This window comes from Cellulosimicrobium cellulans (assembly GCF_042723955.1).
GTDB lineage: Bacteria > Actinomycetota > Actinomycetes > Actinomycetales > Cellulomonadaceae > Cellulosimicrobium > Cellulosimicrobium cellulans_H.
The window spans coordinates 1-13089 of record NZ_JBHXIC010000062.1; the positions used below are offsets into that span (position 1 = coordinate 1).

The window sequence follows — 13089 nt, forward strand, 5'->3', positions numbered from 1 at the left end:
ACCCCCGGGTCTGCCAGTGGGTGTTGGTGCCCCTCGCCCGGTCCCGACCCCCCCCGTTGTGCATCGGCGGGACGAGGGAAGGGGGAGGGGGCAGTCATCACCGGATCTCGACGAGGAGACACCATGGACGCAGCACGACGGCCGCACCGGCGGCCCGGGACGACGGCCGCGCTCGCCGCGCTGGCGGTGAGCGCGACGATCGGCGGGTCGGCGCTCGCGCTGCCCGCGACCGCCGCGGAGCAGGGCACGGTCGAGACGGGGCGGGTCGCGGACTCCGCGGCCGGCCCGATCGACTACACGGTCTACCTGCCGCCCGGCTACGACGACGCCGAGCAGGAGTACCCGACGCTCTACCTGCTGCACGGCCGCGGCGACACGCAGGCCGCGTGGCAGCAGGTCACGGGCGACCTCGACGAGCTCATCGGGGCGGGCGACATCCTGCCGATGGTCGTCGTCATGCCCGACGCGCCGTGGAACGACCGCGGCTCCTGGTACACGGACTCCCTGTACACCGGGGACGCGACGGGCGCCGGCGCCGGCACGGCCGTCGAGACGGCGTTCACGCGCGACCTCGTCGAGCACGTCGACGCGACCTACCGCACGGTCGAGGACCGCGAGGCGCGCGCCGTCGGCGGCTACTCCATGGGCGGCGCGGGCGCGCTGCGGTTCACGCTCGCCCACCAGGACACGTTCTCCGCGGGCATCGTGCTGAGCCCCGCCGTCTACGTGCCGCAGCCACCCGCGGACTCCTCGGCCCGCGACCACGGCGGCTACGGCGTCGGGACCGCGCCGTTCGACGCCGACCGGTACACCGAGCTGTCCTACCCGACGGCGCTCGCGGCGCTCGACCCGGCGCTCCCGGTGCACCTGTTCGTCGCCGTCGGCGACGACGAGTGGGCCAACCCCGACCCCGCCGAGGCCACGCACGACATCGACTTCGAGTCCGCGCGCCTCTACAACCAGGCGCGCCGCGTCCCGGGCGTGACGGCCGAGCTGCGCGTGCTGGACGGCGGCCACGACTGGGACGTCTGGCGGCCCGCGTTCCGCGAGGGGGTCGTCGACGTCTCGGCGCGCCTGCGCACCACGCCCGCCGCGCCGTGGGACGCCGAGCTCCTCGGCTCCGCGGGCGACGACCGCGCGGGCGGGGTCGCGACCCTGCCCGACGGCGGGACCGCCGTCGCGCTGAACCTCGCCGGTGCGTGGGACGGGTACGAGCCCGCGGGCGGGCTCGACACGGTCGTCGTGCGGCGCGACGCCGACGGCGCCGAGGACTGGCGGCACGCGGTCGCGACGGCCGCGGACGACCGCGCGTACGGCGTCGTGCCGGGCGCCGACGGGGGCGTGCTCGTCGCCGGGTACACCAAGGGCGACCTCGACGGCGCCCACGCGGGCACGACGCGCGACGACGGGTTCGTCGCGGCCGTCACCGCCGACGGCGAGCGCGCCTGGACGCTGCAGACCGGCGACCCCGGAGCGGCCGACCGCTTCTACGCCGTCGCGCCCGACGGAGCGGGCGGCGCCTACGTCGCCGGGTACACGAGCGGTGCCGTGGGCGACGCGCCGAGCGCCGGGGACAAGGACGCGCTGGTCGGGCGGGTCTCCGCGGCGGGCGAGCTGCTGTGGCTGCGCCAGGTGGGCGGGCCCGGCGAGGACAAGGCGCTCGCGGTCGCGGCCTCGCCCGACGGCGCGGTGTACGTGGGCGGGGTGTCGGGCGGCGGGATGCCCGGGGCCGAGCGTGCGGGCGCGAACGACGGCTGGGTCGCGCGCTACGGCGCGGACGGCGAGCAGGAGTGGCTGCGCGCCGTCGCGACGAGCGAGAACGACCAGGTCAACGGCCTCGTGGCGCGCTCGGACGGGTCGGTCGTCGCCGTCGGGCACACGCGCGGGGCGCTCGGCGACGGCGGCAACCTCGGGGACAACGACGTCGTCGTGCGTGCCCTCGACGCCGCGGGAGAGGTCCTGTGGACGACGCAGGTCGGGACGTCGACCGACGACCGCGGCGTCACGGGCGTGCTCGGCGCGGATGACACCGTGCTCGTCGTCGGCACGACGTACGGCGCGCTGGGCACGGCCGTCGGCGGGGTCGACGTCGTGACGCTCCCCGTCGCGGCCGACGGCACCCCGGGCGAGGCGACGCAGACCGGGTCGCGCGAGCGCGACGGCGCCGACGAGTGGGACGACGCGAACCTGTTCGCGGCCCCGGCGCCGGCCTCCTCCGGACCGGGTTCGGCCGACTCAGCCGGCGCGACCGGCGAGGGAGCCGCGCTGCTCACCGGGCTCACGTACGGCGCCCCCGCGGGCACGACCAACGCGGGTGCCGCGGACGTGTTCGTCGCGCGCGTGCCGTGGGACGCCGTCGTGCCGGGCGGGGGTGCGGGCCCGGCGCTCGACGTCACCGCCCAGGCACGATGCCTGGCCGGGAAGGCCTACGTCGCCGTGCGCGCGACGAGCACGGCGGACGCTCCGGTCGACGTCGAGCTCGCCACGCCGTACGGCACGCGAGTCGTCGCGGGGGTCGCGCCCGGGGCGAGCGGGTACCAGTCGTTCCCGGTCCGGGCGGCGACCGTCCCCGCGGGCGAGGCGACCGCGACCGCGGACGGCCGCACCGCCGTCGTCCCTTACGACGCGCTCACCTGCGCCTGACCCCGCCCTGCCGCACGGCTGCCCGACGGCGACGGCCGGCCCGCCTGCCGACCACGATCCTGCCCGCGGTCGAGCACGACATGAGGGTCGTTATCGGCCTGTTGGCGACCCTCATGTCGTGTTCGGCGCCGGGGAGGGGGAGAGGAGGGGGCGGTCAGCACGTGAGGTGGTCGCCCGTCGTGGTGCCGACGATCTCGACGTAGTGGCGGAAGAGGCGGACGCGGTTGTTCATCTGGCGGGGGTTGCCGCCCTCGCACTCGAGCGGGCCGTTGATGGAGCGGATCGTCTCGGCGAAGCCGTGCTCGCCGACGATCGCGTCGTGGCATGTCATCGACGCGGTGCCGGGCTGCGTGTTCCAGTACCAGAGCGCGGTCTGCCACGCGACGGTCGGGTCCTGCTCGACGAGCCACGGGTCGGCGAGGAGGTCGATCCCCAGCGCCTCGCCGGCCGCCCGGTAGTTGAAGTTCCAGGAGAGCTGGAGCGGGCCGCGGCCGTAGTAGGCGTCCTGCCCGGCGGGGCACCCGTACGGCTGCGCCGGGTCGCAGTAGTGCGGGTAGTTGGCGGTGTTCACCTCGACCACGTGGACCAGCCCGTGCGTCTCGTGGCTCACGTTCGCGAGGAACGCCGCGGCCTCGCGGCGGGCCACCCGGTCGCCGCCCGTCGTCGCGAACTCCGGGTACGCGGCCGTCGCCGCGACGAGCCCGGCGTAGGTGTAAAACGGGCTCCGCTCGGGGAACATCGCGTCGAACTGCTGCTCGGTCACGACGAACGTCGGCGCGAGCTCAGACGCCGGCGGCGAGGCGTCGGTCGTCGGGTCGAGCGAGGGCGTCGGGTCGGCCATGGGGTCCCCTTCGTCGGCGGCGGACCGCGACGTCGCGGCCACCACCACCCTACGCGATTCGTGAGGAGACCTGCGTAATCCGGGCGACCGGGCAGAGGCGGCAGCCGACCGCCCGCACGAGCACGACACCGCACGCGCGCGAGCACGACATGAGGGTCGCTATCGACTCGATGACGACCCTCATGTCGTGCTCGGCGGGGCTGGGGGTCAGGTCGTCAGCCGCACGTCGTGTCGGGGTAGGCCGCCGTGCCCTCCGTCTGGACGCCCTTCCCGTCGACGTTCTTGTACGCGACGAGCGTCACCTCGCCCGCGTCGAGCGTCTTGCCCTTGACCGAGAACGTCTTCTCGACCGTCTCCCCGGCGGGGATCTTCGTGAACTTGTGCTCGCCCGAGACGGTCGTGACCCGGACGTCGATCGGGACCGTGTCGGTGTTCGTCACCGAGGTGGTCAGCCAGAGCTGCTTGCCCGCGGCCTTGCACGACGGCGTCGCCGTGCCGGTGAAGAGCACCGCGGTCGCGCCCGGCTCGGCCCCGATCTCGTCCGCGGTCGCGGACTGGTCGAACGACGCGTTGCCGTACGTCGTGAACCAGCCCTGCGCCGTCGCGAAGTCCTCGGTGAAGGCGCGCGACAGGAGCAGCAGGAGCCGCGCCTTGACGGCCGTGAGGTCGCCGCCCGCGATGATGCCGTTGCCGCCTCCGTACGACGACCCCGACCCGGTCCGGGTGGTGGAGACGAACCACACGCCCTTGTCCCGGACCGCGGCGGTGCGCGCCTGGCTCATCGCGGACGAGATGCCGCCCGCGCCGGTGCCCGCGGTGACGATGCCCTTGACCCCGGCGTTCGCGAACGCGGCGACGCCCTCGCCGCCCGCCTGCTGGTAGGACGTCACGATCTCGACGCGCGGGAGCGTCTTCGCGTCGACCTTCGCGAGGTCGAACGGCGTGAACCACTCCTCGGTGTCGCACGACATCACGCGCGCCGGCGCCCGACCGAGGGTGATGTTGTCGCCGTCGATCCAGCCGAGCACGCCGTACTCGCGCGTCTGGAACGTGTCGGTGCGGTACGAGTTCGTCTTGGTGACCTCGCGGGCCGCCTGGATCTCGTCGTTGAGCATGAGCACCGTGCCGAAGCAGAACGTCTGCTGCGACGCCGCGACCTTGATCGCGTTGTAGAGGTTCGCGGGCGCGTCCGTCCCGAACACGAGGCTCGAGTCCGGCCCGGCGCCCGACCCCCACGGGCGCATCGAGCCGGACGTCACGACGGGCTTGCGCGACCGCACGGTGAGGTCGAGCCAGTACGCGAACTCCTCCTGCGTGTCGGTGCCCGTCGTGACGACGACGGCGTCGGCGGTCTTCAGCTGCTTCTCGACCTCGAGCGTGAGCGCGTGGAACTGCTCCATCGAGTAGCCGGACGAGCCGGCGTTGCCGAACTGGACGGCCGTGACGTCGGCGACCGCGTCGAGCTCGGGCCGCAAGGTGTCCAGCATGTCCTCCATGAGATACGTGCCGGCGCGGTAGCTCGTGAACGTGTCGCGGCCGGTCGCCTTGCCGGCCATGGTGCCGCCGGTCGCGACGACGACGACCTTCGGCTTCTCCGCGGCGGCGGTCGCCGTCGCGGTCGCGTACTGCACGGACGTGATGCCGAGCGGGTTGGCGGGCGCGGTCCCGGCAGCGAGCACGGGTGCCGCCGCGCCCTCGGCGCGTGCGGCGGCGGCCGACGCCCGGGAGTCGGCGACGGTGTACGCGACCGTCGCGGCGAGGGCGGCGCACGCCAGGACGAGCGCGACGACGGCCGCGACGGCGCGGCCGGACAGGGTCAGGGTGAACGTTCTCAACAGGGGGCCTTCCGTCGGGGGAACATCTGGCCCGCCCGACGCTAGGGACGGCGTGTTGCCGGGTGATTGCCTGGGCGTAAGAAGTACGCGCGTACCGGATCGTCCCGACGCCCGACGCCCGACGCCCGACGCCCGACGCCCGACGGAGCCTCGCGGCCGCGGTTGACCCGCGCCCGCCACGGGTCCAGCCTGGCGGGAGGGGCCGGCGCCGGTCCGGCCCGGTCAGGAGCGGTCATGGACGATCGCGACGCCGCCCTACTGCGGGCGCACGAGCACGCCGCCGCGTGGCTCGACTCCCTCGCGACGCGACCCGTCCCGCCGCGGGCATCGGTGGCGGAAGTCGTCGCGGCGCTGGGCACCGACCTTCCCGACGGCCCGACGACGGCCGCGGACGTCGTCGACCTGCTCGCCGCCGCGTGCGGCCCCGGTCTCACGGCCATGCCGTCCGGCCGCTTCTACGGCATGGTCATCGGCGGCAGCCACCCCGCCGCGCTCGCGGCCGACTGGCTCACGAGCGCGTGGGACCAGAACTCCGCGCTGCGCACGGTGACGCCCGCCCACACCGCCGTCGAGGACGTGACGAGCGCGTGGCTGCTCGACCTCCTGGGACTGCCCGCCACGGGCGCGGTCGGGTTCGTCACCGGCGCCACGACCGCGAACTTCACGGCGCTCGCGGCGGCGCGGGGCGAGGTCCTGCGCCGCGCCGGGTGGGACGTGCGCCGCGACGGACTGACGGGCTCCCCGCGCGTCCGCGTGCTCGTGGGTGCCGAGCGGCACGAGTCGGTCGACCTCGCGCTGTCCTACCTCGGGCTCGGCGCGCCCGAGGTCGTGGCCGCCGACGACCAGGGCCGCATCCCCGTCGCCGCGCTCGAGGAGGCGCTGGCCGTCGCGGCCGACCAGGGTTCTACCTCGCGCGACCACGGTTCTCCCTCGCGCGATCAGGGTTCTCCCTCGGGCGGCCAGGGGTCTGCGCTGCCGCCCACGATCGTCGTGCTCCAGGCGGGGAACGTGCACTCGGGTGCGTTCGACCCGTTCGCCGCCGCGATCGAGGTGGCGCACCGGTACGGCGCCTGGGTGCACGTCGACGGCGCGTTCGGGCTCTTCGCCGCCGCGTCGCCGTCGTACCGGCACCTCGTCGCGGGGTACGACGCAGCGGACTCGTGGGCGACCGACGCGCACAAGACGCTCAACGTCCCGTACGACTGCGGTCTCGCGATCGTCGCGGACCCCGCGCCGCTGCGCGCGGCGATGGGCATGCACGGCGACTACCTCATCCAGAGCGACACGGGCGACCCGCTCGACAAGGTGCCCGAGCTCTCGCGCCGCGGGCGCGCATTCCCCGTGTGGGCGGTGCTGCGCGCGCTGGGGCGGTCGGGTGTGGCGGACCTCGTCGACGGCTTCTGCCGGCACGCGACGACGTTCGCCGAGGGGATGCGCGCGCTCGACGGCGCGGTCGTGCTCAACGACGTCGTCTTCACCCAGGTCTGCGCGGCCTTCGGCGACGACGCGCGCACCCAGGACGTCGTGCGCCGCGTGCTCGACGACGGCACGGCCTGGATGTCCGGGTCGCGGTGGCACGACCGCGCGGTGCTGCGCGTGTCGGTGAGCTCGTGGGCGACGACGGACGCCGACGTCCGGGTGAGCCTCGACGCCCTCCGCCGCGCGGCGTCGTCGGGCTGAGGCCGGCACCTACCAGCACCTACCAGCACCGCCAGCACCTCGCAGCAAGGCCGGCACCGACCGGCGCGGCTCAGCCCGCCCCGGGCGCGGGCGCGGCGCCTACACTCGCTGCCGTGCCCACCGCCGAGGACCTCGCCGCCGCCGTCCGCGCGCGTGCCGAGGGGACGCCCTACCGGATCGTCGACGAGCGCCCGGACGGGTTCGAGCTGCGGCTGGACCGTCCGGACGTGGCGTGGTGGCGGATCTTCTCGCACAGCTACTACGCGACGCTCGTCACCCACGAGGTCCGCGTCCTGCCGGACGGGCTGCGGGTCGAGCTCACCGACGTCGTGCGGCGCACCCACTGGGCTCTCGACGCGGACGGGCGGTTCGTCGAGCCCGAGCGGGGCTGGGTGCGCTCCGTCTCGCGCGGCAACGTCCGCTCGACGTTCACCGCGTCGGTCGTCGACGAGGGGTCGGGGGCGCGGACGCGCGTCCTCTTCGACACGTCCGCCGGGCGCCGGATCGTCACCGGGGCGGCCCAGAGCCTCGGCATGAGCGTCGGCGCGTCGGCCGGGTCCCGCGCCGCGACGATCGGCGGCCTCGTGGCGGCGGGCGTCGGTCTGGCCGTCGCGCTCGGCGCGGTGGTCCTCGCGCTCACCGTCGGCCGGGGCTGACGCCCGACCCACGAGACGCCGTGGCATCGCGCGGCCCGGACGTCCCCGCCGCAGCGGGGGCGCCCGGGCCGAGCAGCAGAGCGGTCAGCGGCCGCCCGCTGCCGTCACCGACCGCGGTGCTTGCCGAGGTCGATGCGCACGAGGTGCCCGTCGGGCGGTGACGTCTCGTCCGGGGGCAGCGCGTTCGTCGTCGCGAGCAGGCCCCTGCCGTCCCACTCGAGCCCCGCGGGCATCGGGACCTCGACGACCGTGCTCGGGCCGCGCTTGCCGACCTGCGAGATCTTGCCGCCGAAGAGCTCGGCCACGTAGACCGTGCCCTTGTCCGTCACGGCGAGGTTCGTCGCGCCCACGAACCCGGTCCCGACCTGGCGCACCTTCCCCTTCCACGGGTCCACCGTGTAGACGGCGCCGCGTGCGCCGAGGCTCGCGTCCTCGGGCCCGCCGGGGAGCGTCGTCACGTAGAGCACGCCGCGCGGGCCCACCTCGACGTCCGTCGGGACAGGCTCGAACCAGTAGGTCTCGCCGACGACGCAGTCGGGCCACCCGATGGCGGCCGCGGCCTCCGCGGTGACCACCGCGGGCTGGGCCGGCAGGACGGCCACGGTGCGGATCTTGCCGCGGTCGCTGATCGACAGGATCGCGTTCGCGCCCGCGTCGGCGACGTAGGTCGTGCCGCGCGACGTGGTCGTCGCGTACGGGTGGGAGTCCGCGATGCCCGTGTAGAGACCCGGGACCGGCACCGGGGGCACCTGCGCGACGCACGCCGGGTCGGTCTCGCGCAGGCCGTACGTCACGCCTGCGTCGGGGTTCTTCGCCTGCTCGTACGCGAACGTGTCCGCGAGGACCCGGGGCGTACCCGTCGGGTTCCCCCAGCGGTCCGTGCGCAGCGTCGAGACCTCCGACGCGACCGGCCCCTGCTCGCCGAGCTGCGTCTCGGTGAACGTGATCCGGCGGTCGGCGTAGGAGACGCCGCCCACCTCGCCGCCGTCGGGCGACGCGTAGAGCACGCTCGGCGTGCCGTCGCGCCCGACGGCCGTGAGCAGGCCGGGGAAGTTCTGGGTGACGTAGGTCGTGCCGCGCGGACCGACCGCGAGGCTGAGCGGGGTGACGAGCCCGGTCGCGACGTCGGTGACGGTGGGCGGGCGCGGGTCGTGCCTGCCGCCGTGCGCGACGGCGGGGCTCGCGACGAGCACGAGGGCGGCGGTCGCTGCGGCGACGCCTGCGGGCAGGGCGGTGCGGAGTCTTCTCATGGGTGCTCCAGGTCCGGCGGTCCCGGGGCGCGGCAGGGGTGTCGTCGCCGTGCTGCGGGGCAGCACGCGTGCGCGTCGCGCCGGGGACGTGGGTGAGGTGGTCGTCGGGCCGGACGACGTGGCGCGCCTCGGGTGTCCCGAGGGCGTGCCGTGCGACCGGCGAGGCGCCGGCCGGGAGTCTGCTGTGCGTCGGCGGTGAGCACAGACCTCCGAGTGTGCACCCGACGGCGTGCCGGGTCCAGGATCGTCGCCCCGGGCGACGAGCACCCGGGGCGACGCCGGGACGGGGTCAGCCGCGGACGGCGAGGTCCACCCACACGAGCCGGTGGTCGCTGCTCGGGAACGGGAAGACGCCCGTGAGCCGCGACAGCGGGTCCGCCTGGACCGGCCAGAACACCCCGGCGTCGCGCACGCGCAGGTCGCGCGACGGCAGCACGTAGTCCGCGCGCAGGTTGCCCGGCGCGGTGTCCGCGAAGTCGGCGGTGTCGAGCGCGGGGTCGCCCCGGTGGGTGGCGTTCGCGCCGCCCTGGAGCGCGGCGGCCTCGGTGCCGCCGGCCGATCGGGGCGCCGGGTCCTGGACGCGCCGGTGGTCGAGCAGCTGGTCGATCGCGGCGTCCACGGAGTCGCCGTCGAGCGGGTCGGCGTTCTGGTCGCCCAGGACGACGAAGCTCTCGCCCGGGTGCAGCCCGCCGCGTCGGCCCGCGTCGTCGTACACGTACCGTGACGCCTTGCCGGGTGTCACGTAGTCCGCCCAGAACCGGATCTCGTCGTGGTTGCGCCGCCCGTTGTGGTCCTCGGGGCCGTCGAACGTGGGCGGCGTGGGGTGGGACGCGAGCACGTGGACCGTCTCGCGGCCGACCCGCACGGGAACGTCCCAGTGCGACTTGCTCGACAGCCGCACGACCTCGAGCTCCTCGGGCGTGAACCAGTCCGCGGGCGCGGCGGTCGCGGGGTCGTCGGGGAGCAGCGCGGCGGGCATGTCCTTCCACAGGAAGTGCTGGAACGTGCGGACGCCGCGCGTGTCGATCGGGTACCGCGACAGCACGACCATGCCGTACTGCCCCTCGAACGCGCCGAAGCCGAACGCGTCGTCGCCCCCGCCGACCGTGCCGTCGTCGTTGAGGTCGAACCCGCTGGGCACGCCCGTGTTCGACGGCGCGACGTACGCGTAGCGGTACTCGATCGGCGCTGCGCCGCCCTGGGAGACCTCGAGGTAGTTGTCGCGGAACAGGTCGACCGCGCGCTCGTCGGGCACGTAGTCGAACTCGTTGAGCAGCACCACGTCGGGCCGCGTGCGCTGGAGCACCTCGGCGATCGTCGCGGCCTGCGGGTCGTCGGGGGTCGAGAGGTCGGTCTCGAGCTCGCCCGCCGCGGCGCGGTTGAGGCTCGCGTTGTACGTCGCGACGCGCAGCGTGCCGTGGCCGTGGCCGTGGCCGTGGCCGTGGCCGTGGCCGTTCCCATTGCCGTGGCCGCCGTGCGCGACGGCGGGGCTCGCGGCGGCGCCGACGGCTCCCCCGGTGAGGGCGAGGCCCGCGGCGAGGGCGGCGGTCAGGACGGTGCGCGCGGTGCGGGCGTGGTGGTGGGCAGGTCTCGTGGACACGGTGGCTCCTCGTCGTCGGGGACGGTGGTCGTCGAGAGGTTCCTCGCCACCGTACGCACGGGCGTCCGCGCGCGGAAGGGCGGCGAGGTGACCGGCGCGTGAACGCCCGGCAGGTCCTGCCGACGTGGGTGGGCGGTGGGACCCTGGGGCATGGACACCTCGCAGTCCCGGCCGACCCGCACCTACCCGCACGGGGTGCCGTGCTGGGTGGACACCGAGCAGCCCGACGTCGACGCCGCGCTCGCGTTCTACGGCGCCCTCTTCGGGTGGGAGTTCGAGGACAGGCTGCCGCCCGGTGCGGGGGAACGCTACGTCGTCGCCTCGCTCGGCGGGCAGGACGTGGCGGCGGTCGCCTCCGGCGCGGGCGCGCCGGAGTGGGTCACGTACGTCGCGGTCGACGACGTGGACGCGTCCTCCCGGGGCGTCCCCGACCTCGGCGGCGAGGTCCTCGACGGCCCGACGACGATCGGGCCACCCGGCCGCATGACGTCCGTCCGCGACCCGCAGGGCGCGACGTTCCGGCTCTGGCAACCCGGCACCAGGGTCGGCGCGCAGCGCGTCAACGAGCCCGGCACGTGGAACTTCAGCGTCCTGCACACGCCCGACGTCGCGCGGGCGCTGCACTTCTACGGCCCCCTCCTCGGGTGGGAGGTGGACCCGGAGCTCGGCGCGGGCATGGCGCGCGTGCAGGGTTACGGCGACCACCTCGCCCGGACCGTCTACCCCGAGATCGACGCGAACCAGGAGGGCGCGCCGCCCGGGTTCCGCGACGTCGTGGCCGGCGTGGTCGAGGACGGCGGGCCCGCCCACCACGCCGTGGTGTTCTCGGTCGCCGACCGGGACGCCGCCGCCGAGGCCGCCGAGCGCGCGGGCGCCGTCGTCCTGTCCGCGGAGACCGGCGAGTGGACCCGCGAGGTCACGGTCCGCGACCCGCAGGGTGCCGTCCTCACGCTGTCGCAGTTCACCCCGCCCGAGGGCTTCTGACGGCGGGACCGTCGCCGGGGCGCGTGCGCGGCGCGGTCGGGCAGCCTTCCGGTCGCCGGCGTGCGGCATCATGACGCCGTGAACGTCGTCACCCGCACCCCGCACGACCAGGTCGTCGCCCGTCTGCGCGCCGCGGACCTCGAGTACGGGCGCGTCGGCCCGACGGACGAGCGCGGCTGGACGTTCGCCGAGGTCGACACGGAGGTCGACGTCGAGGCCGGCCGCGAGCCCGGCGCGCCCGCCACGGTCGCGGACGCGCTCGCGCGGGTCGACGAGCTGGTCCCGGCGCCGTGGGTCGTGCAGCTCGACGCCGGGTCGGACGTGCTGCCTGACGGCGTGAGCGCGATCCTCGCGGCCCGTACCGACCCGGTCGCTCCGCCGGCGGTCGTCACCTGGGCGCCCCTCGACCCGTCCGGGACGAGCACCGACCACGCGATGCGCCTCGACACAGACCCGAGCCACGTGCTCGCGGCTGTCGCCGCGCTCGTCGGGCTGCGGCACGCGGCGACCGCGCCGGACCTCCTGCGCGAGCTCGAGCACCCCGACGACCTGCTCGACACGTTCACCGCCGTCGCCGACCTGCCGACGACCGACTCGGCGGCACCCGACGCCGTCGTCCAGCTCGTGCGCGCCGACGCCGCGTTCGTCCGCGCCGCGGTGCGCCGTGCGGGGGCGGCGTGGGTGCGTGCGACGGACGAGCGCACCGCCGTGTGGACGGTCGAGCGGCCCCCGTCCCCGGTGCCGGGTGCACCCGACGACGAGGTGCGGGAGGCGTTCACGGCGGCCCTCACCGGGGAGTTCCGCGCACGGTCGACGATCGAGCGCTGCCTGCGTCCGGGCGAGGCGATGATCAGCCTCGAGCGCGCGGGGACCGGGGTGTCGTGGACGCTCACGACGCCCGGGCGGCCGTGGGTCTTCGGGAGCTGGAACGACACGTGGACGGACCTGTCCACCTCCGGGACCGAGGGCGCGTACGACGCGCTCGTCGAGACCTTCGGCGAGCCGCGCGACCCCAGCCGGCTGCGTGCGCTGCTCGCGGCGTCCACCTGGCCCGGCGACCCGGTCGCCGACCTCGCCTACCTCCTCGGCCTGCCGTCGGCGGTCGTCGAGGCGGTCGACGACCCGGCGCGGTTCCGGCACGGCGCCGAGCGGGTCCAGCCCCTCGGCCCGACGGTGCCGCTCACCCCGGCCGAGAAGGCGGCGCTCGCGGCACGCGCGCCCCGGCGCGGGACGGGGAAGACCGTGCGGGACGTCGTCCTGCTCGTGCTGGGCGTCGTGCTGCTCGGCCTCGGGGCGGTGATGCTCGCGACCGACGGCGCCGTCGTCGGGTCGGACGGCCCGCCCGACTGGTCCGTCGTCGTCTGGATCGCGGGCGGCGTGCTCTCCCTCGTCGGCTGGGCCGGCCTCGGGTCGGCCCGCTCCGACCGGCGCCGCTTCCTCGCCGACACGTGAGCGGGCCCGGGCCCCCGGGCCCCCCCGCCCGGGGCGAGCCCCCCCCCCCCCCGCGGGCGGCGGGGGGGCGGCGGGGGCGGCGGGCCGGCTCGGGGTGCGGCCGTTTCTGCTCGCGCGCGACCCTACCGTCGTCGACCCGGCGCGCGAG

The 13089-nt window shown here is 75.7% G+C and carries 9 protein-coding genes; 5 read left to right on the forward strand and 4 right to left on the reverse strand.

Annotation, left to right across the window (positions count from 1 at the left end; translation table 11 throughout):
* Positions 1–123: 123 nt before the first annotated feature.
* Positions 124–2643, forward strand: a complete 2520-nt coding sequence (locus ACFWH7_RS15415; RefSeq protein ID WP_378217524.1) for an alpha/beta hydrolase-fold protein — start codon at positions 124–126, stop codon at positions 2641–2643.
* A 154-nt stretch (positions 2644–2797) separates the two neighbouring features.
* On the opposite strand, the gene ACFWH7_RS15420 is transcribed toward ACFWH7_RS15415, so the two are convergent.
* Complete coding sequence (locus ACFWH7_RS15420) at positions 2798–3484, reverse strand: chitinase (protein WP_378217526.1); 687 nt, start codon at positions 3482–3484, stop codon at positions 2798–2800.
* A gap of 215 nt (positions 3485–3699) precedes the next feature.
* The gene (locus ACFWH7_RS15425; RefSeq protein ID WP_378217528.1) at positions 3700–5319 is read right to left on the reverse strand and encodes an asparaginase; all 1620 of its coding nucleotides are present in this window, start codon (positions 5317–5319) and stop codon (positions 3700–3702) included.
* A gap of 234 nt (positions 5320–5553) precedes the next feature.
* Between ACFWH7_RS15425 and ACFWH7_RS15430 the strand changes: the two genes are divergently transcribed.
* Together ACFWH7_RS15430 and ACFWH7_RS15435 are read left to right on the forward strand one after the other, a co-directional pair.
* Positions 5554–6999 carry a pyridoxal phosphate-dependent decarboxylase family protein gene (locus ACFWH7_RS15430; protein WP_378217530.1) on the forward strand — a complete coding sequence of 482 codons (1446 nt, stop codon included), beginning with the start codon at positions 5554–5556 and terminating at the stop codon, positions 6997–6999.
* Between the two features lie 113 nt (positions 7000–7112).
* Entirely contained in the window at positions 7113–7655 is a 543-nt protein-coding gene (locus tag ACFWH7_RS15435) for a hypothetical protein (protein WP_378217532.1), read from the forward strand.
* 104 nt (positions 7656–7759) lie between these two features.
* On the opposite strand, the gene ACFWH7_RS15440 is transcribed toward ACFWH7_RS15435, so the two are convergent.
* Together ACFWH7_RS15440 and ACFWH7_RS15445 are read right to left on the reverse strand one after the other, a co-directional pair.
* On the reverse strand, positions 7760–8905 hold the full coding sequence (locus tag ACFWH7_RS15440; RefSeq protein WP_378217535.1) for a ScyD/ScyE family protein: 1146 nt from the start codon (positions 8903–8905) through the stop codon (positions 7760–7762).
* A 289-nt stretch (positions 8906–9194) separates the two neighbouring features.
* Positions 9195–10505, reverse strand: coding sequence for an endonuclease/exonuclease/phosphatase family protein (locus tag ACFWH7_RS15445; protein WP_378217538.1), 1311 nt, complete (start codon positions 10503–10505; stop codon positions 9195–9197).
* 150 nt (positions 10506–10655) lie between these two features.
* Here ACFWH7_RS15445 and ACFWH7_RS15450 point away from each other — a divergent pair, with 150 nt between their 5' ends.
* Both ACFWH7_RS15450 and ACFWH7_RS15455 read left to right on the forward strand, forming a co-directional pair.
* Positions 10656–11489 (forward strand): VOC family protein, encoded by an 834-nt coding sequence (locus ACFWH7_RS15450; protein ID WP_378217540.1) that lies wholly within the window; start codon positions 10656–10658, stop codon positions 11487–11489.
* Between the two features lie 78 nt (positions 11490–11567).
* The gene (locus tag ACFWH7_RS15455) at positions 11568–12941 is read left to right on the forward strand and encodes a hypothetical protein (RefSeq protein ID WP_378217543.1); all 1374 of its coding nucleotides are present in this window, start codon (positions 11568–11570) and stop codon (positions 12939–12941) included.
* Positions 12942–13089 lie beyond the last annotated feature (148 nt).